The sequence below is a fragment of the Streptomyces sp. NPDC048523 genome (genome assembly GCF_043199815.1).
GTDB lineage: Bacteria > Actinomycetota > Actinomycetes > Streptomycetales > Streptomycetaceae > Streptomyces.
Map to the genome: position 1 here is coordinate 890,093 of NZ_JBICWQ010000001.1, position 19,592 is coordinate 909,684.

Consider the following 19,592-nt stretch of genomic DNA (forward strand, 5'->3'; position numbering starts at 1 on the left):
CCCGCCGGGGGTACCCGGCCGTCCGGACAGGGAGTGGCACATGGGCAGGACGAGCACGCGGGGCACGGCGGACACCCTCGCGGTCACGCACGGCCTCTTCAACATCGTGGGCGGGCTGTGGCCGCTGGTGCATCTGCGCAGTTTCGAGTGGGTCTTCGGTCCGAAGACGGACGTGTGGCTGCAGATGACGACGGGCGGACTGCTCGTCTCCGCGGGCGTCGCCCAGCTTGCCGCGGCTCCCGGTCCGAACGGCCCGGCCCAGGCCCGCAGCATCGGCCTCGGCACCGCCCTGACCCTGCTGGCCGTTGACCTGGTCTATGTACCGAAGGGGCGGATCCGGCCGACGTACCTCCTCGACGCGGCGATGCAGACCGGCTGGATCGGCGCCTGGCTGCGAGCCGCTGACGGGAAGGCGTCGTGAGCGGCGGAGGGGCCACCCGCACGAGCACCACGAACCCCGAGAGGGAGGCGACCATGAGTGAGCAGACCCCGTCCCAGGCGGAGGGCGAGCGCCCGGAGACCACGCCGGACGCCGGGCAGGAGACATCCGGCCGGCGTGACGTGCCCCGGACGACTCCCTCGCAGGCGGAGGGTGACGACACCGAGAGCACGGACGCGGAGAACGGCCCCGCCGACACCTGAGAGGAAGGCAGCCCGCCGGGCGGTGCGAAAAGTTCGATGAATGGCCCCCGGCAGGCTGGTTACACAGCGCCCTACACGAATACTTCACGAGGCACGGTAGGGCGGGCAGATGGCGACATACACCGAACCGGTCGCTCCGGTCCCGGCGGCTGGGCGTCGAAGCCGGGGGCAGGTGGTTGTTTCCTGGCTGAGTACGACCGATCACAAGAAGATCGGGCATCTGTATCTGATCACTTCGTTCTGCTTCTTCCTGGTGGGCGGGGCGCTGGCGATGGCGATCCGGGCGGAACTGGCCCGTCCCGGGCTGCAGTTCCTGTCCAGTGAGCAGTACAACCAGGCGTTCACGATGCACGGCACGATCATGCTGCTGCTCTTCGCCACCCCGACCTTCGCCGGGTTCGCCAACGCCATCATGCCGCTGCAGATCGGCTCCCCGGACGTCGCCTTCCCCCGGCTGAACATGTTCTCCTACTGGCTGTTCCTGTTCGGCGGACTGATCGTCCTGGGCAGCTTCCTGACCCCGCAGGGCGCCGCCGACTACGGCTGGACCGCCTACACCCCCCTCAGCGGCCCCATCCGCAGCGGCTACATCGGCGCCGACCTGTGGATCATGGGACTCGCGCTGGCCGGGTTCGGCACCATCCTGGGCGCGGTCAACTTCATCACCACCATCATCTGCATGCGCGCCCCCGGCATGACCATGTTCCGCATGCCGATCTTCACCTGGAACGTGCTGCTCACTTCGGTCCTGGTGCTGCTGGCCTTCCCGGTCCTGGCGGCCGCCCTGTTCGCCCTGGAGGCCGACCGGCGCTTCGGCTCGCACGTCTTCGACGCCCAGTACGGCGGTGCAATCCTGTGGCAGCACCTGTTCTGGTTCTTCGGCCATCCCGAGGTGTACATCCTCGCCCTGCCGTTCTTCGGGGTGATCACCGAGATCATCCCGGTGTTCTCCCGCAAACCGATCTTCGGCTACATGGGCCTGGTCGGGGCGACCATCGCCATCGCCGGCCTGTCGGTCACCGTGTGGGCACACCACATGTTCGCCACCGGCGCGGTCCTGCTGCCGTTCTTCTCCTTCATGACCTACCTGATCGCGGTGCCCACCGGGGTGAAGTTCTTCAACTGGATCGGCACCATGTTCAAGGGCTCCCTGTCCTTCGAACCCCCCATGCTGTGGGCGGCAGGCTTTTTGGTCACCTTCCTGTTCGGCGGCCTGACCGGCGTCATCCTCGGCTCCCCGCCACTGGACTGGCACGTCACCGACAGCTACTTCGTGGTCGCGCACTTCCACTACGTACTGTTCGGCACCATCGTCTTCGCGATGTTCGGCGGCTTCAGCTTCTGGTGGCCCAAGATGACCGGCACCATGCTCGACCACCGCCTGGAGAAGATCCACTTCTGGACGCTGTTCGTGGGCTTCCACACCACCTTCCTGGTCCAGCACTGGCTCGGAGCCGAGGGCATGCCCCGCCGCTACGCCGACTACCTGGCCGCCGACGGCTTCACCGCCCTGAACACCGTCTCCTCCCTCGGCGCGTTCCTGCTGGGCCTGTCCACCCTGCCCTTCCTCTACAACGTGTGGAAGACCGCCAAGTACGGCAAGCGCATCGAGGTCGACGACCCCTGGGGATACGGCCGCTCCCTGGAATGGGCCACCTCCTGCCCGCCCCCACGCCACAACTTCACCGCCCTGCCCCGCATCCGCTCCGAATCCCCCGCCTTCGACATCCACCACCCCGAGATCGCCCGACACGACCAGAAACAGCACTCCGGCAGACGCGACGCCATCGACGCCCCGGGACACGAGGGTGAACGGCCCTGAGGAGGGCGGAGCCCATGAGACCCACGAGGACCTCCGACCGGCCGGACAGCGCCCCCGCCTCCCGCGTCGATCCGCGCAGGTCGATGGCCGTGTGCGCGCTGATCGGGGCGGCGGTGACAGCGGCCGTCGACGAGATCGTCTTCCACCAGCTCCTGGGCTGGCACCACTTCTACGACCGCGCCACCACGAGTGCGGGCCTGCTCTCCGACGGCCTCCTACACACCGCCGAACTGCTCGCCCTGTGCGCCGGGTTCTTCCTCTACGCCGATCTGCGCCGCCGCGGCTCCCTCGCCGTACCCCACGCCTGGGCGGGCCTCTTCCTCGGCATGGGCGCCTTCCAGCTGTTCGACGGCATCGTGGACCACAAGCTGCTGCGCCTGCACCAGATCCGCTACGGCGTGGACGTCACCCCCTATGACCTGGCCTGGAACCTCGCGGGCCTGGTCCTGCTGCTGATCGGCGCGGGCCTCGCCGTGCGCGCGGCGCGGCGCCACGGCGAGGGCGAACCGCCGGGATGACTCCCGCGCACGTGCACCCGGGGCCGGCCGGTCCGGGACCGGCCGAACTGGTCGTCGGCGCGGCCGTGCTGCTGGTGACCGTCGGCTATCTGGCAGCGGCGGGGCGGCTGCGGCGGCGCGGGGACTCCTGGCCGCTGACCCGGGACGCCTCGTTCGCGGCGGGAGGCCTGGGCACGGTCTGGGCGACACTGGGCGACCCGTGGGGCGGGCCGTTCACCCAGCACGTGGTACGGCACCTGGTCGTCGCCATGATGGCCCCCCTGCTGTTCGTCGCGGCCCATCCCCTCACCCTCGCCCTGCGCGCCCTCGCCCCCGGCGGGGTGCGGCGGCGCCTGGTGGCCGTCGCACACTCCGGTGCCGTCGGGCTGCTGCTCTTCCCTCCCCTGGCGGCCGTACTGGACGTCGGCGGGCTGTGGCTGCTGTACCGCACGGAGTTGTTCGCGGCGACGGCGCACCGGCCGCTGCTGCACGGCGCGGTACAGGTGCACATGGCGGCGGCGGGACTGCTCTTCACCTTCGCGGTGTGCGGGCTCGATCCGGTGCGCCGCCGCTGGAGTCTCGGCGTGCGCGGTGCGACCGTTCTGGCCGCCGGTACCGCGCACGCCGTGCTGGCCCGCACGCTCTACTCCCGGCCACCGCCCGGCACCGCCTTCACCACCGCCGACCTGCGTCTCGGCGCCCAGTGGATGTACTACGGCGGCGACCTCGCGGAAGCGGGGCTGGCCGTGCTGATGGGGGTGGCCTGGTACGCCGGTGCCGGGCGGGCCCGGGCCCGCCGTCGGCGCCGGGGATGCGAGGACGAGGTGGTGGACCGGCCCGCCCGGGGCACTCGGAGGCCGTCACAGGACTCCCGCAACCGGAGGGGAATCATGAACACGACGGCACGGACCCCGCTCGACGGTCCGACACGGCAGAAGCGGCTGGTGATCTACCTCAACGACCACCTGGCCGGCGCGACGGCGGGCGTCGAACTGGCCCGTCGCATGGCACAGGAGCACCGCGGCTCGCCGTATGGGGAGACCCTGGAGAGCCTGCGGAAGGAGATCTCCCAGGACCGGCAGGCCCTGGTACGCCTCCTCGCCGACCTCGACGTCCCCGTCAGGCACTACAAGACGTACGGCGCGTGGCTGGGCGAGAAGGCCGCGCGGCTGAAGCCCAACGGCCGCCTGCTGCGCCGCTCCGGTCTCGCCCTGCTGGTCGAGCTCGAAGCGCTGCGGCTGGGAGCGCAGGGCAAGGCCTCGCTGTGGCGCGGGCTGCTCGCCGCGTCGGCACAGGACTCGCGTCTGGACGCCGACCGGCTGGAGGAGTTGCTGCGCAGGGCGGTGCGCCAGATCAAGACGTTGGACTCGCTGCATGCCAGGGTCGCGACGACGCTGTTGTTTCCCGCGAACCGGCGGGAACCGGAGTCGGCGCCCACGGCGGAGACGAGTTCGCCGACCTGACGTCGTCGGCGCGGACCGCCCTCGTCCGTCCACGACCTCGTCCGTCTGGCCGATTCCGTTCCACCACGGCCTTCACCGTTTGGTTACACCGCAGCGGCACGGGTACTCGCGCGGCTCCGTTCCGGCCAACAGCCTAGGAGACCCTCATGGGCTTCAACCCCCTGGAACACCAAGGAATCCCGCTGGACCGTCAGTTGCGCAACTGGCGTGAGCTCGACGTCGAGCCCGTCGACCCCGACCACGGTGACCCGTACACCAAGTGCCGCATCATCGCGATGAACGGCATCGAGGTCGAGGCGATCCTGTTCAGCCACCAGTTCGCCCGCCACTGTCCCGACCTCGACGTCAAGCGGCAGCTGGCGGAGGTCCGGTACATCGAGCAACAGCAGCAGAAGGTGGTCAACTGGCTGCTGCCCGGCCTCGCCTCGGTCCTGGAGACGACCATCTCCTACGAGCAGGTGGCGGTCGACCTCACCGGCTGGATCGCCCGCCACGAGCCCGACCCGTATCTGAAGCAGGCATACGAGTTCGGTGTCCTGGAGGACTTCGACCACCTGTACCGCTACGCCAACCTCTACGAGATGATCGAGCACCGCAAGGCGGAGTCGATCGTCGAGGGGCTCACGGAGGTGATGCCGGGCCGGCCGACCAAGTTCCACCACCGCAACCCGGCCGACAATGTGCGCGAGCCCTACGACCGTACGACGGTCAACCCGCTCTCCCGGCTGCACGCGCTGACCATCATGGCGGCCGAGCAGCAGACCATGAACTTCTACATGAACGTCGGCCCCCAGTACATGGAACCGATCGCCCGCCAGCTGTACCAGGAGATCGGGCTGATCGAGGAGGAGCACGTCACCCACTACGAGTCCCTGGTCGACCCGGGAGAGTCGTGGTGGGAGCAGCTCGTCACCCACGAGTACAACGAGTGCTACCTCTACCACTCCTTCATGGAGCAGGAGCCCGACCCCAAGGTGAAGGCGATCTGGGAGCTGCACCTCAACATGGAGCTCGAACACCTGCGGATCGCCTGCGAGCTGATGCGCCGTCACGACGGACGTGAGCCCCAGGAGATCCTCGCTCCGGAGCTGCCGAACGTGCTGACCTTCGAGGAGAACAAGCAGTTCGTACGGGGTCTGCTGGACACCCAGATGGATCTGACGACCCTGGGCACCGGCTATGTCCGGGACGCCCACGAGCGGTTCGAGAAGATGCAGGAGCAGATCCACGGTGGCGAGGAGCCGCCCAGCGAGCGGGTGATGGCCCAGCACCGGGAGCTGTTCGGCCGCGAGTACCGCATCGAGACGGAGGGCGAGCACCCCGACCTCGCCTCCCGGGAGAGGAGCTGACATGGCCGGGATCGCGGGCAGCGACGCCGATGTCGTGGCCCTGCTGATGCGTCAGCACGGTGACATCCGCAACCTCTTCGACGAGGTGGAGCGGACGGCCGGGGACGAGCGCCGGGCGGCGTTCCGGAACCTCGTCCAGCTTCTCGCCGTGCACGAGACGGCCGAGGAGGAGGTCATCCGTCCCTTCACCCGCTCCTCCGTGCCGGACGGCGCGAAGGTGGCGGACGAGCGGCTGGCCGAGGAGCGGGAGGCGAAGGAACTGCTGTCGCGGCTCGACGGGATGGACACCGACGACCCCAAGTTCCTGCCCGAGCTCCAGACGCTGCGCCTGGACGTGATGAAACACGCCCGCGCCGAGGAGCGGTACGAGTTCAACCACATCCGCCGCCACGCGGACAAGGCCCGCCTGGCCTCCATGGCCACCGCCCTGAAGGCGGCCGAGGCCGTGGCCCCGACCCACCCGCACCCCGGGACCGAGTCGGCGGTCAAGAACATGGCCCTGGGACCGGTCGCCGCCCTGGTCGACCGCACCCGGGACGCCGTACGCAAGGCCATGGGCAAGGACGGCTGACCGGCCCCGTTCCTGTCCGGCAGAACGACCCTGGGCTGTGGCTTCGGCAGTGACGGCCGCGGCTCAGGAGTCAGGTGCTCGACGTGTCCCGCGGCTACACCGCGCTGGTCTGCGTCGCCCCTTCACCGTGCGAGGTGAACTGGGTCCGGTAGAGCTCGGCGTACCGGCCGTCGAGGGCGAGGAGCTCCTCGTGCGTGCCCCGCTCCGCGATCCGCCCGTCCTCGACCACCAGGATCAGATCGGCCGTGCGGATGGTGGACAGCCGGTGGGCGATCACGATCGCCGTCCTGCCCTCCAGCGCCTCCGTGAGCGCCTCCTGGACGGCGGCCTCCGAGGTGTTGTCCAGATGCGCGGTGGCCTCGTCGAGGATGACGACGCGCTGGCGGGCCAGCAGGAGACGGGCGATGGTCATGCGCTGGCGTTCGCCGCCGGAGAGCCGGTAGCCGCGTTCGCCGACCACGGTGTCGAGGCCGTCCGGCAGGGACCGTACGAGAGCCTCCAGGCGGGAGCGGCGCAGGGCGTCCCACAGCTCCGTCTCGGTCGCCTCCGGGCGGGCCAGCAGCAGGTTCGCGCGGACGGTGTCGTGGAAGAGGTGGCCGTCCTGGGTGACCATGCCGAGGGTGGCCCGCAGGGAACCGGCGGTCAGGTCGCGGACATCCACGCCGCCGATGCGGACGGCGCCCTCGTCGACGTCGTAGAGCCGCGGCAGCAGCTGTGCGACGGTCGACTTGCCGGCGCCGGACGAGCCGACGAGTGCGACGGTCTGGCCGGGTTCGGCGCGGAAGGAGACGCCGTGCAGGACCTCGGCGCCGCCGCGGGTGTCGAGGGAGGCGACCTCCTCCAGGGAGGCCAGGGAGACCTTGTCGGCGGACGGGTAGCCGAAGCGGACGTCCGAGAACTCGACGGCGACCGGTCCTTCGGGAACCTCGCGGGCGTCCGGCTTCTCCGCGATCAGCGGCTTCAGGTCCAGTACCTCGAAGACCCGTTCGAAGCTCACCAGCGCGCTCATCACCTCGACACGGGCGCCGGCCAGGGCGGTGAGCGGGGCGTACATACGGGTCAGGAGCAGCGCGAGGGAGACCACGGCGCCGGGTTCCAGGCTGCCGCGCAGGGCGAACCAGCCGCCGAGGCCGTAGACCAGGGCGAGGGCCAGGGCGGAGACCAGGGTCAGGGCGGTGATGAACACCGACTGGGCGGTGGCCGTGCGGACGCCGATGTCCGCCACCTGGCGGGCCCGGGCGGCGAATTCCACCGACTCCTGCTCCGGGCGGCCGAAGAGCTTGACCAGGGTGGCGCCGGGCGCGGAGAAGCGCTCGGTCATCCTGGTGCCCATGGCCGCGTTCAGGGTGGCCGCCTCCCGCTGCATCCGGGCCATCCTGCTGCCCATGCGCCGGGCCGGGATCACGAACACCGGGAGCAGCGCGAGCGCGAGCAGGGTGATCTGCCAGGACAGGGTGAGCATCACCACAAGGGTCAGCAGCAGGGTGACCAGGTTGCTGACCACGCCTGACAGGGTGTTGCTGAAGGCGCGCTGGGCGCCGATGACGTCGTTGTTGAGACGGGAGACCAGCGCTCCCGTACGAGTGCGTGTGAAGAACGCGACCGGCATGCGCTGCACATGATCGAACACAGCCGTGCGCAGATCGAGGATGAGTCCCTCACCGAGCGTGGACGACAGGCGTCGGGCGAGGATGCCGAGCGCCGCCTCCGCGACCGCGATGAGGGCGATGAGCAGGGCCAGGTGGACGACCTTGCCCTCGTCGTCGCCCGACACGATCGCGTCCACGACCTTGCCGGCCAGCACGGGCGTGGCCACGGCGAGCAGCGCGGTGGCCACGCCGAGCACGACGAAGCGGGCGATACGGGTACGGTGCGGGCGGGCGAACGCGCCGATGCGGCGCAGCGTCGCGCGGGCGAACGGACGGCGTTCCTGCTCGGCGTTCATGACACTGTGCAGCTGTGTCCAGGCTGTGGTCTCCATGCTCATGGGAGAGAACGTACGACCTCAAGCGTTCTTGAGGTCAATGACCGACCATCTTCCCTCCGCCGGAAGGACTCGATGACCGTACGTAAGACCCTGGCCCCGCTTCCGCAACCCGCCGTTGGCGCGGCGAGGACAGCCTCTCCTGGTGTGACAGCGGTAGAGCTCCCCCAGGGACGCCCTCTCCAGCGCCTCCCCGTCCGCCGTATCCGCCAGATCCTGTGTCTGGTCCCGCTCCTGCTGGTCACCGTCGTGGCGGTGCAGCACCGTTCCGTGCTCGCGGAGGGCTTCGGTCAGCTGCGGCACGCCGAGTGGCCATGGCTCGTGGTCGCGGTCGGCACCACCTGTCTGACGTGGGTGGCCGCCTCCTTCACCCGGCAGGGTGCCGTCGTGGAGCGGCTGCCCCGGCGGCAGCTGCTGGCCACTCAGTTCGCTGCCGGGGCGGCCAACCATCTGCTGCCGACGGGCCTCGGCGCGAGCGCGGTCAACCTGCGGTTCATGACCGTGTGCGGGGTTCCGCTCACCCGCGCCTCGGCCGCGCTGGCCCTGTATCTGCTGGCGGAGTCGATCGGCCGGCTCACCCTGCTGACCGCCCTCTTCATCGCCTTCCCGGACGCGCTGCGGCTCGGCGCGCTGCTGCCCGACACCGCGGTGGGTCCGCTGCTGCTGGGTCTGGGCGCGGTGCTCGTGGCGGCGGTGAGCGTCCTCGCCGGTGTCCGCCGGGTGCGGACGGCGGTGGGCTCCTTCCTGCGGACCGCGCTGTGCGAGGCGCGCTCGGTGCACACCCGGCCGTCCCGGGCGCTGGCCCTGTGGGGCGGTTCGCTCGCCTTCCCGGCACTCCAGGCGGCGGGGCTTGCCGCGGTGGGGCAGGCGCTGGGGCTGTCGGTGCCGCCCGCGCACGTGGCCCTCGCGTACCTCGCGGCGACCTGCGCGGTGGCCCTGGTACCCACGCCGGGAGGGGTCGGCTCGGTGGAGGCGGCCCTGGTGGTGGCGCTGGTGGCGGCCGGCGGCCCGGCATCCGTGGCCACGGCGGCGGTGCTCGCGTACCGGATCATCACGGTCTGGGTGCCGCTGGTGCCGGGGGCGGTGACGCTGGGTGCGCTGGTGCGGCTGAAGGTGATCTGACCTTCTGGCTCGGCCGCGGGGTCGTTCACCGGTCCGTGAGCCGTACCCGTACGGGGCCGCCCCCGGGGTCGACGCGGTGTGTCCAGCGTGCGCCGAGGGTGAGGGTCCGATGCGGAAGCGCCCTGAGAAAGCCTTGGCGGTGCAGCGTGCGGCCGTCCTGGGTGACCTGGAGGAGCGGACGGTAGAGCGGGGCCGTCGTGCGCAGGAGGTACGGCAGTCCGCGGTCGGCCGGGGTGACGCGGTTCGGGGCGATCCAGCGCAGGGGCGGGTCCACCAGCAGGGGGACGCCGTCGTGCCCGGGTCGTTCGGCTCCGCCAAGAGTCTCCAGAACGGCGCCGGCCACGTGGGCCCCCTCGCGGGCCGCGGTCGCCGCGCTCTCCACGGGGTGCAGCACACTGCCGACCGCGAACACGCCGGGCCGTGAGGTGCGCAGCGACCCGTCGACGGCCGGGCCCCGGGTGCCGCCGTCCAGAATCAGGCGGCCGCGCCGGGCGAGTTCGTGTTCGGGCACGAAGTCGCCGGTGAAGACGACCGTGTCACAGGGCAGTACGGCCGTCCTGCCGTCCCGGTGCCGTACGCGGACGCCCGACAGCCTTCCGTGTCCGAGGAGTTCGGTGACCGTGGTGCCGGTCAGGAGCGGAATGCCTTGCCGGAGACGGGCGTCGGCGGCGCGGGCGGGCATGGTCTGTGCGCGCGACCCCTCGGTGACCATGGCGACGACCACCGCTCCGGCAGCCCGTACGGTGGCGGCGGCCGCGTAGGAGACGTCCTCGGCGCCGACCACGACCGCGCGCTCGCCGATGCGCTGGCCGTAGAGGTGCACGGCCTGCTGGAGTTCGCCCGTGGTGAGGACGCCGGCCGGGCGGGTGCCGGGGACCAGCCGTGCGGAGCGCGGGCGTTCACGGGCGCCGGTGGCCAGGACGACCGCCCGGGCCCGGATCGTCTCGTGACCACGCGGTCCGACGGTGCCCAGCGCCAGCGGACCGGCCCAGTCGAGGGCGGTGACGCCGGTACGTACGACGGCTCCGGCGCCCTCGGCGGCGGTGACGAGGAGTCGGGCGTAGGCGGGCCCGCTCAGGGGGCGCAGCGGACTGCCGTAGCCGCCGTGGGCACAATGCCGCGGCACTCCCCCGGCCTGCTGCTCGCGGTCCAGGACCTCGACCCGCCCCACTCGGGCGGCGGCCAGGCGGGCGGCGGCCGCGAGTCCGGCGGGGCCGGCGCCGACGATCAGGACGTCGACCTCACGTACGGCGGTCATGGGCGGACCTTCTCGGGCGACGCCGGCAGCTGGGCCCTCTCGAACAACTCCCGCACCGCCGCCCCGCAGTAGAAACCCTGGCAGCGCCCCGCCCGGGCCCGGGTTCGGCGGCGCAGGCCGTCGAGGGTGGTCGGGGGGATCGTGGTGGTGAGGGCGTCGCGGATCTCGCCGCGGGTGACGCGTTCGCAGTGGCAGACGAGGGTGCCGTACTCCGGGTCGGCGGCGATGAGTTCGGGCCGCTGGTAGGGGCGCGGGAACATCTCGCCGAGGTTGGGCATGTGCACCGGTTCCAGTTCCTCGGCGGGGCCGAGGTCGAGGCCGGTGTCGGCGAGCAGGTCCCTCACGTGCGCGGCGATGGCGAGCGAGGCGGTCAGTCCGGTCGAGCGGATGCCGCCGACGGTGACGTACGCCTGCTCGGGGTGGGCCGAGATGCGGTAGTCCTCGTGTTCGATGGCGGCGCGCAGGCCGGCGTAGACGGCGGTGACCTCCTCGTCGAGCAGGCCGGGGAGGATGCGGCGGCCCTTGTCGCGCAGCCCTTCCAGGCCGTCGGCGGTGGAGCCGGTGGCCCGTTTGTCGTCCAGGTCCTCGGCAGTGGGGCCGAGCAGGACGTTGCCGTACACGGTGGGGGCGACCAGGATGCCTTTGCCGAGGGCGGTGGGGACGGGCAGGAGGATGTGCCGCACGAGGTCGCGGGCGAACTTGTCGAAGACGAGGAGCTGGCCGCGGCGCGGGGTGACGGTGAAGTCGTCGTGGCCGAGGGCCCGGTCGAGGGTGTCGGCGTGCAGTCCGGCGGCGTTGACGAGCCAACGGGTGCGCAGGGTTCCCCGGGACGTCGTCAGGTGGTGGTGCGTGCCGTCCGGGCGACTCACCTGTTCCACACGGGCGTTGAGGTGGAGGTCGACTCCGTGCCGGACGGCCTGGGTGGCGTACGCCAGGGTCGTCGTCCAGGGGCAGACGATGCTCTCGCCGGGGACGTGCAGGGCGCCGAGCGCACCGGCACCGAGATGCGGCTCACGGTCGTAGAGCTCCTCGGGGCCGATGAGGCGGGTGTCGTGGTACTCGTTGCGCTCGGCCTTCTCGGCGAGGCGGGGCAGGGCGGCGAGTTGCTGCTCGTCCCAGGCGACGAGGAGGGCGCCGACGGGTTCGACGGGGATGCCGGACGCTGCCGCGTAGGCGGCGAGCAGTCGTGAACCCTCCCGGACCAGGCGTGCCTCCAGGGTGCCGGGGGCGGCGTCGAAACCGGTGTGCAGGATCGCGGTGTTGGCCTTCGAGGTGCCCTGGCCGACGTCGTCCTGTGCTTCCACGAGGGCGATGTGGAAGTGGGGGTGGCGGGCGAGGGAGCGGGCGATCGCTGTGCCGACCACTCCGGCCCCGACGACGGTGATGTCGTACGGCGGTGTGGGCAGGGGACCCCGGCGGGTGACGACGCCGTGCGCACGGCCCGTCATGCGCGTCCGCCGGCCAGGAAGGGGCGCAGGGAATTGTGCGACCCGCCACGACGGCGCCGCGGACCACCCGTGCCCGACGGCCGCCCTCTCATCCGTCCGCCTCCCGGAGCAGCATGTCGACCGCGGCCCGGAACCCGCCCATGCGCTCCCCCGCCTCCTGGGCCGAGATCCGCGGCTCGTACACGGCGGCCGGCTTCCAGTGCGGCAGCGCGTCGGCCACCTCGAGCCCGGGTTCCGCGCCGAGCCGCGCCAGCGCACCCATGCCCAGCGCGGTCGCGTCCGGCAGCGCCGACACCTCCACGGGGCGTTGCAGCAGGTCGGCCTGGGTCTGCATGAGGAGGGCGGAGCGGGTGAGGCCGCCGTCGACGCGCAGGACGTCCAGGGGCGAGCCGAGATCCGTGGCGGCGGCCTCGGCGAGCAGGACGACCTGTGCGGCCAGGCCGTCGCAGAGTGCTCGCACCAGATGCCCGGGGCCGGTGTCGAGGCCCAGGCCCGTGAGGGAGCCCCGCAGGTCACCCCGCCACCAGGGGGCCGCGAGCCCGGCGAGGGCCGGGACGAAGGTGACCCCGCCGCAGTCGGGCACCGTGCCGCCCACCGCGTCGAGGTCGGCGGCGCCCTCGATGACGCCCAGGTCGGTGAGCCAGCGGACCGCGGACGCGGCCGTGTACACCTGGCCGTCGAGGCAGTAGCTGGTCCGCCCGGCAAGCTGCCAGGCCACACAGCTGACCAGTCCCGTGTCACCGCGCCGGGGCACGGACCCGGTGTGCGCGAGCAGGAACGCACCCGTCCCGTAGGTGCACTTGGCGCCGCCGGGGGCCGTGACGCGCTGGGCGAGCAGGGCGGCCTGCTGGTCGACGGCCAGACCGGTGAGCGGGATCTCCGGGCCGAACGCCCGTGTCGCACCGACCGGTTGGGCGTTGCCGACGACCTCGGGGAGCCGTTCGTCCGCGAGGCCGTACAGGTCGAGGGCGCGCCGCGACCAGCGCACATGGTCGAGGTCGAGGAGCTGGGTGCGCCCGGCGGTGGCAGCGTCCGTGACGAAGGCGCCGGTGAGCCGGTGGACCAGCCAGGCGTCACTGGTGGTGACGACTCCCTCGCGGGTGTGGTGCCGTCGTATCCAGGCCATCTTGGGCGCGGCGAAGTACGGGTCCAGCGGGAGGCCCGTCAGGGCCCGCAACTCCTCCGCGTGCGGCAGGAGTTCGGTGCACACGCTCTGTGCCCGGCGGTCCTGCCACACGAGCGCGTCGGTGAGCGGCCGGCCCGTCGCCGGGTCCCAGGCGAGCACGGTCTCGCCCTGGTTGGCGAGGCCCAGCGCGACCACGGACTCGCCCGCCTCGGCCAGCGCCCGCGTGCCCGCCTCGATCACCGAGTCGTACAGCCGCGCGGGGTCGGCCTCGACCAGTCCGCCGGGCCGGTGACGTGGTCGCACCTCGGCGAATCCGGTGCCGATGACACCGCGTTCGGGGCAGATCACCAGGGCCTTGGTGCCGGAGGTGCCCTGGTCGACGGCAAGCACCGGACCGGTCATCACGTCCCTCCCGTAGTGATCACGGTCCGACAGCCTGCCGTCGTCGTCCGTGCCGCGTCAAGCGGCCCCCCACCAGCGGTTACTCGGCCGCTTTGACTGGCCGATCACCAGTCAACTTCCCTTTCGTGAAAAGAAGTTCTCAATGATCGGGAAGGTGGTGTGCCTGCGATTCTCCGCCCCTATAGTGACCGCCGACCACCCGCGATCTCCTCAACCGCCGCCCCGAGGAGGGCTGTTGTTACTCCACCCTGCCGTCCTGTCCGGTCCCCCGTCCGGAGCGGGCAGGTGATGGCCAGAGAAGGAGCACGCCCCGTCTTCGACCCCGCCGGCCACGATCCGGAACTGCGCGCGGCCCTCCAGGAGGTCCGCGCCGGGCGCTGGATGTCGATGCGCACCCTGCTGGAGCGGACCACCGCCTGGTGGCAGTGGACCCAGCGCACCCAGGTGCTGGCCGCCGCGGCCGCGGGCACCGACGTGGTGCGGACCTGGCTCGCGGAGGAGCCCGGCAGCGTGCCGGCCACGGTGATGCGGGCCCGGGTGGCCGTGGAGCGCGCGCTGCGGGCCCGGCGCGAGCGGCACCGCCGTACGCACGAACTGTGGATCGAGGCCTGGGACGTCAGCCGGACCGCCGCCCGGGTCGCGGCCCACGACCCGGTGCCCTGGGTGTGCCTGCTGGCCCTGGCGCAACTGGACCACCGGCGGCTGTGGGAGGAGCACCGGGCGAAGCCGCCGGCGCCGATGCTGCCGCCGGGGCCCTGGGGGCTACTGGCCGAGGCCGACAGGCGGGACCCGTACAACCGCGAGGCCCACCACCGCATGCTCCAGTTCCTGTACGCGCAGGCGTCCTCGGAGCGGCTGGCGGAGGCGGTCGGCTATGCGCACCGAGCCGCCGAGTCCGCCCCACCGGGGTCCGCGCTGCACGTACTCCCGCTGTACGTACGGGTCGAGCGGTACCGGCGCGACGCCGGCCACAGTGCCGCGCTCGACCTGCACTGGGTGGCCGAGGACGCCGTCCGGGAGGCGGGCCGGGCCTACGACGCCTGGTTCGCCCGGGCTCCCGCCGAGGAGCGCACCCCGCTCGACCTCAACCATCTCGCCCACGCCCTATGGGGGGCGCTGCGGTTCACGGAGGCGACCGAGGTGTTCGACGCGCTCGGCCCGTACTACACGCCCCTGCCGTGGTCCTACCGCGCCGACGCGGGCGACGAGCGGGGGCAGGGCGGGCAGGTCTTCCTCCGGGCGCGGGCGCGCAGCCGGTCCGCGACGCACGGCCCCTGACACCCGTACCGCTTCCGCCCCTTCATCGGAGGTCTCCGTATGGCGTACGAACCATCGATATCCCCGCACGTCCCGCAGCCCGACGAGGAACAGCGGCTGCGGGATCTCGGCTACCGGCCCGTGCTGGCCCGGCGCATGGGCGGCTTCGGCAACTTCGCGATCAGCTTCTCGGTGATCTCGATCCTGTCCGGCTGCATGACCCTGTACGGCTTCGGCATGGGCGCGGGCGGGCCCGCGGTGATGCTGTGGGGCTGGGCGGGCGTCGGGCTGTTCGTGCTGTGCGTGGGACTCGCACTGGCCGAGGTCACCAGCGCGTATCCGACGTCCGGCGCCCTCTACTACATGGCGGACCGGCTCGGCGGCCGCCGCTGGGGCTGGTACACGGGCTGGCTGAACCTGCTCGGGCTGCTCGGCGCGATCGCCGGGATCGACTACGGCGCCGCCCTGTTCGCGGGCGCGTTCGCCAACCTCCAGTGGGGTTTCGAGCCGACGCCGGGCAAGACCATGCTGATCTTCGCGGCGATCCTCTTACTGCACGCCGTACTGAACCTGTTCGGCGTGCGCCTGGTCTCCGTGCTCAACTCGATCAGCGTGTGGTGGCACCTGGCCGGCGTGGCGGTGATCGTCGGCGCCCTGTGGATCGTCCCGGACAGCCACCGGTCGCCGTCCTTCGTGTTCACGGAGTTCGTCAACGACACCGGCTGGCACAACCCCGTCCACGTGGCCGCGATCGGCCTGCTGCTCGCGCAGTACACGTTCTCCGGCTACGACGCCTCGGCCCATCTGTCCGAGGAGACCTCCAACGCCTCGGTCTCGGCGGCCAAGGGCATCGTGCGGGCGATCTGGGTGTCGTGGATCGCCGGGTTCGTGCTGCTCGCGGGACTCACCTTCGCGATCCAGGACTACGACGCCACGCGGACCAGCGCGACCGGGGTGCCGCCGGCCCAGATCCTGCTCGACGGTCTCGGCACCGACGGCGCGAGCGCGCTGCTCGTCGTGGTGGTCGTGGCGCAGCTGTTCTGCGGCAACGCCGAGGTGGCCGCGGCCAGCCGGATGGTGTTCGCGTTCAGCCGGGACAAGGCCCTGCCGGGCTCGGCGCTCTGGCGCAAGGTCAGCGCCCGCACCCAGACGCCGGTCGCCGCCGTGTGGCTGTCGGTCGTGGTCGCCGGGGTGCTCGCGCTGCCCTCGCTGTACTCGGCGACCGCGTACGGCGCGGTGACCGCGATCAATGTCATCGGCATCACACCCGCGTACGCCATCCCGGTGTTCCTGCGGCTGCGCGCGGGGAGCCGTTTTCAGCCGGGTCCGTGGAGCCTGGGCAGGTGGAGCAAGCCCATTGGATGGACGGCCGTGGTGTGGGTGGCCTGTGTGACGGTGCTGTTCTGCCTGCCGCAGTCCTCGCCGGTGACGGTGGACACGATGAACTACGCCTCCGTGGCCCTGGCCGTCGTCCTGCTTCTCGCCACGGTGTGGTGGTTCGTGGCCCGGCGTTCGTACGGAACGCCCACGACGGCCGCGTACTCGGACCGCGAGCAGGCCGAGCTCTCCGAGGGGATCGTCTGAAACCCGGCGATCCGGCGCCACGCCCGGTACGAACTGCCGTGCCGGATACGGCAGGATGAGCGGTCGCGTCGGCCACGGAAGCTTCACACGGCCGACGCGATCGCACTTCCCGCAATTTTCGAACAGGTGGCAACGTGACGGCATTTCAACGGGATCTCACCATGGACGACATGCTCGGCGCCGGCATCGCCGTGGTCGCGGGCCTGGTGGCGGCCTTCCTGCTGCGCATGCTGCTCAAGTGGCTGGGCAAGCACGCGGACCGCACCAAGTGGGGCGGCGACGACGTCCTCGTGGCCGCGCTGCGGACCGTGGTGCCCTCGGCGGCGATCGCGGGCGGCATCGCCGTCGCCGCGGCGGCGCTGCCGCTGACCAAGGGCGTCCAGCGCACGGTCAACCAGGTGCTCACCGTGCTGCTGATCTTCGTGGTCACGGTGGCGGCGGCCCGGCTGGTCGCGGGGCTCGTGCGCACGGTCACCACGTCCCGCTCCGGAGTCGCCGGTTCGGCCACGATCTTCGTCAACATCACCAGGGTGCTGGTCCTGGCGATCGGTTTCCTGGTCGTGCTGCAGACCCTCGGCATCTCCATAGCGCCGATGCTCACCGCCCTCGGCGTCGGCGGCCTCGCGGTCGCGCTCGCCCTCCAGGACACCCTCGCCAACCTCTTCGCCGGCATCCACATCCTCGCCTCCAAGACGGTCCAGCCCGGCGACTACATCCGGCTGGCCAGCGGCGAGGAGGGCTATGTCGAGGACATCAACTGGCGCCAGACGACCGTCCGCGCGCTCTCCAACAACCTGATCGTCGTCCCCAACGGCGAGCTCGCCAAGACGAACATGACCAACTTCATGCGTCCCGAGCAGGAGTTGACGATCCTGGTCCAGGTCGGGGTGGCGTACGACAGTGATCTGGACCACGTCGAGCGGGTCACCTGCGAGGTCGTCACCGAGGTCATGACCCGGGTCGAGGGCGCGCTCCCCGAGCACGAACCGCTGGTCCGCTTCCACACCTTCGGCGACTCCCGGATCGGCTTCACCGTCATCCTGGGCGTCGGCGAGTTCAGCGACCAGTTCCGCATCAAGCACGAGTTCATCAAGGAGCTGCACAAGCGCTACCGCGCGGAGGGCATCCGGATCCCGGCGCCGACGCGGACCGTGGCCCTCCAGCAGGGCTCGGTGTCCATTCCGCACCAGCGCGGCGGACAGACCGTGATCGAGCCGGGCGAGGTGTCCGCCGCACGGCTCGACTAGGTCATGCCTGTCGTACCGGACCGGCCTCGAGGCACGGCGCACCCGGGCCCGGCTCGTGCGGGGGCGACGATCGGGGTGCTCCCGCGCGGCCGGGGCCGGGCTCGCGACCGCGGCACCGCGAAGCCGTGGCTGCGCGGGCCGTCCGGGCTGATGGGGAGCACCGGCCCCGTCGTGGTCGGCTACAAGGTGGCCGAGTTGTCGTGCGGGGCGCTCGGCCGGTTCTGCGGCTGCCGCAGCGCGGAGCTGACCGGCGTCACCGTCCAGTCCGGGTGACCGGGCATCCTCGGGGTCTTGGTGCCGTAGAGCCAGTCCCGCAGGAAGCCGGACTGGTCGGTGCCGGAGACCTCCGAGGCGACGGCGATGTAGTCCTCGGTCGACGCCGAGGCGTTGCGGAAGCGCTCAAGGAACGTCGACTCGATCGCGCCGAAGACGCTCTCGCCGACCTGCTGGCGCAGCGCGTACAGGACGAGGACGCCGCCGAGGTAGCGCTGGCTGTCGAAGAGGTTGACCTCGTTCGGGGCGGCGACCGGGCCCGAGGACTTGCGCCACTGGTCGCCGCGCGCGTACGTGTCCTTCATGCGGGCTTCCATGGTGGTCAGACCGAGGGAGTCGGTCCAGCCGCGCTCGTAGCGGTACAGCAGCCCGTAGAAGTCGGCGTGTCCCTCGTTGAGCCACAGGTCGGCCCAGGTGGCGGGGCTCACGCTGTTGCCGAAGTAGGAGTGGACCAGCTCGTGCATCATGTGCGAGCCGATGCTCTTCTCCGCCTGGAGCAGGAAGTTCGGCTTGTACAGGGTGAGGGTCTGGGTCTCCAGGCCGGTGAAGTCGAAGGCGTTGGAGGCGTCGTTGTTGCAGGGCAGCAGGCCGTACGTCTCGAACGGGAACGCCCCGAGCCGCTGCTCGATCCAGCTCACCAGGTTCGGGGTGAGGGCGAGCGCGGGCTCCAGGGCGGTGGCCCGGGCCGTCGGGATTATGTCCCTGAGCGGGAGTCCGTGCGGGCCCTGCCGGTCCTTGACCACGTAGTCGCCGACCGTGATCTGCACGAGCTCCGTGGCCATCGGCTCCCGGGACCGGTAGCAGTACGCGGTCCGGCCGTCGCCGAGGTCCTCGGTGCTCACCAGCCGGCCGCTCGCGACGCCCCTGAGACCGGCCGGGACGGTGACGCGGAAGGTGAAGTCCGCCTTGTCCGAGGGGTGGTCGTTGCACGGGAAGACGGTGTGCGCCGCGTTGGGCTGGGGGCAGATCGCGAAGCCGTCCGGGGTGGGCACCCAGGCGGTGGGGCTGAGGACGGCACGCGGGTCCGCCGTGTAGGTCACGGTGACGGTCGCCGTGGTCCGCGCGGCCAGCGGGGCGGCCGGGGTGATGCGCAGCTTCTCGCCGGCCTGCTCCCGGTCGGCCCGGACGCCGTCGAGCAGCACCTCGTGCACGTCGAGGCCGAGCGCGTCCAGGGAGAGGCGGCTCAGCTCCTGGGTGGTGGTGAGCGTCAGGGTCGCCGTCGCGTCGACGAGCCGGGTCGTGGCGTCGTAGGCGAGATCGAGGTGGTACGACGAGACCCGGTAGCCGTCGTTGCCGAGGCTCGGGAAGACGGGGTCCCCGAGGGTCTCCGGGCCAGGGGTGGCGGTCTCCGGGTCGGCGTGCGCCGGGGCGGCAACGGACAGGGCCGCCACGGTGCCGAACAGTGCTGCCGGGGCCGTCACTCTGGTGCGATATCTCATGGTCTGCTTTCCCTCGGGCGGCCGGCTGGTCGGGTCCGGCCGTCGGATGAGTGTGATCACCGTGCATGACCACAAGATCAGACGCCTTGGTTGCACCGGAGGAGACAC

16 protein-coding genes are annotated in these 19,592 nt (G+C 71.5%); 11 read left to right on the plus strand and 5 right to left on the minus strand.

From position 1 onward, the window contains the following. Nucleotides 1-40: 40 nt before the first annotated feature. The 7 genes from ACGFWE_RS04090 (at nt 41) to ACGFWE_RS04120 (ending at nt 6,344) form a co-directional block, all read left to right on the plus strand. Nucleotides 41-421, plus strand: coding sequence for a hypothetical protein (locus ACGFWE_RS04090; RefSeq protein WP_393597697.1), 381 nt, complete (start codon nt 41-43; stop codon nt 419-421). A gap of 53 nt (nt 422-474) precedes the next feature. Next, complete coding sequence (locus tag ACGFWE_RS04095) at nt 475-642, plus strand: hypothetical protein (protein WP_352380407.1); 168 nt, start codon at nt 475-477, stop codon at nt 640-642. A gap of 109 nt (nt 643-751) precedes the next feature. Then, nucleotides 752-2,464: a cytochrome c oxidase subunit I gene (gene ctaD, locus ACGFWE_RS04100; RefSeq protein ID WP_393597700.1), complete on the plus strand. Its 1,713-nt coding sequence runs from the start codon at nt 752-754 to the stop codon at nt 2,462-2,464. A 14-nt stretch (nt 2,465-2,478) separates the two neighbouring features. Continuing rightward, nucleotides 2,479-2,982 (plus strand): DUF2243 domain-containing protein, encoded by a 504-nt coding sequence (locus ACGFWE_RS04105; RefSeq protein WP_393597702.1) that lies wholly within the window; start codon nt 2,479-2,481, stop codon nt 2,980-2,982. Next, entirely contained in the window at nt 2,979-4,424 is a 1,446-nt protein-coding gene (locus tag ACGFWE_RS04110) for a cytochrome c oxidase assembly protein (RefSeq protein WP_393597704.1), read from the plus strand. The genes ACGFWE_RS04105 and ACGFWE_RS04110 overlap by 4 nt, the downstream gene beginning before the upstream one ends. A 146-nt stretch (nt 4,425-4,570) precedes the next feature. After that, nucleotides 4,571-5,773: a hypothetical protein gene (locus tag ACGFWE_RS04115; protein WP_352380411.1), complete on the plus strand. Its 1,203-nt coding sequence runs from the start codon at nt 4,571-4,573 to the stop codon at nt 5,771-5,773. Between the two features lies 1 nt (nt 5,774). Beyond that, complete coding sequence (locus ACGFWE_RS04120; RefSeq protein ID WP_393597706.1) at nt 5,775-6,344, plus strand: hemerythrin domain-containing protein; 570 nt, start codon at nt 5,775-5,777, stop codon at nt 6,342-6,344. Nucleotides 6,345-6,438: 94 nt separating this feature from the next. Here ACGFWE_RS04120 and ACGFWE_RS04125 read toward each other — a convergent pair whose 3' ends face one another. Then, complete coding sequence (locus ACGFWE_RS04125; RefSeq protein WP_393598923.1) at nt 6,439-8,325, minus strand: ABC transporter ATP-binding protein; 1,887 nt, start codon at nt 8,323-8,325, stop codon at nt 6,439-6,441. 150 nt (nt 8,326-8,475) lie between these two features. Here ACGFWE_RS04125 and ACGFWE_RS04130 point away from each other — a divergent pair, with 150 nt between their 5' ends. Further along, nucleotides 8,476-9,450: a YbhN family protein gene (locus ACGFWE_RS04130; protein ID WP_393597708.1), complete on the plus strand. Its 975-nt coding sequence runs from the start codon at nt 8,476-8,478 to the stop codon at nt 9,448-9,450. A gap of 25 nt (nt 9,451-9,475) precedes the next feature. Here the strand turns inward: ACGFWE_RS04130 and ACGFWE_RS04135 are convergent, their stop codons facing one another. From ACGFWE_RS04135 to ACGFWE_RS04145, 3 genes are all read right to left on the minus strand, one after another. Then, entirely contained in the window at nt 9,476-10,708 is a 1,233-nt protein-coding gene (locus tag ACGFWE_RS04135; protein WP_393597710.1) for an NAD(P)/FAD-dependent oxidoreductase, read from the minus strand. Next, nucleotides 10,705-12,156: an FAD-dependent oxidoreductase gene (locus ACGFWE_RS04140; protein WP_393597712.1), complete on the minus strand. Its 1,452-nt coding sequence runs from the start codon at nt 12,154-12,156 to the stop codon at nt 10,705-10,707. The genes ACGFWE_RS04135 and ACGFWE_RS04140 overlap by 4 nt, the downstream gene beginning before the upstream one ends. A gap of 88 nt (nt 12,157-12,244) precedes the next feature. Next, nucleotides 12,245-13,684 carry an FGGY family carbohydrate kinase gene (locus ACGFWE_RS04145; RefSeq protein WP_393597714.1) on the minus strand — a complete coding sequence of 480 codons (1,440 nt, stop codon included), beginning with the start codon at nt 13,682-13,684 and terminating at the stop codon, nt 12,245-12,247. Nucleotides 13,685-13,972: 288 nt separating this feature from the next. On the opposite strand from ACGFWE_RS04145, the gene ACGFWE_RS04150 reads away from it, so the two are divergent. The 3 genes from ACGFWE_RS04150 (at nt 13,973) to ACGFWE_RS04160 (ending at nt 17,772) form a co-directional block, all read left to right on the plus strand. Beyond that, complete coding sequence (locus tag ACGFWE_RS04150) at nt 13,973-14,962, plus strand: hypothetical protein (protein ID WP_352380421.1); 990 nt, start codon at nt 13,973-13,975, stop codon at nt 14,960-14,962. Nucleotides 14,963-15,001: 39 nt separating this feature from the next. Beyond that, nucleotides 15,002-16,525 carry an amino acid permease gene (locus ACGFWE_RS04155; RefSeq protein ID WP_393597716.1) on the plus strand — a complete coding sequence of 508 codons (1,524 nt, stop codon included), beginning with the start codon at nt 15,002-15,004 and terminating at the stop codon, nt 16,523-16,525. Nucleotides 16,526-16,686: 161 nt separating this feature from the next. Then, a complete protein-coding gene (locus tag ACGFWE_RS04160) occupies nt 16,687-17,772 on the plus strand; it encodes a mechanosensitive ion channel family protein (protein WP_393598924.1) in 1,086 nt (361 codons plus the stop codon). A 179-nt stretch (nt 17,773-17,951) separates the two neighbouring features. Here ACGFWE_RS04160 and ACGFWE_RS04165 read toward each other — a convergent pair whose 3' ends face one another. Next, nucleotides 17,952-19,484: a M1 family metallopeptidase gene (locus tag ACGFWE_RS04165; protein ID WP_393597718.1), complete on the minus strand. Its 1,533-nt coding sequence runs from the start codon at nt 19,482-19,484 to the stop codon at nt 17,952-17,954. Nucleotides 19,485-19,592: the final 108 nt, after the last annotated feature.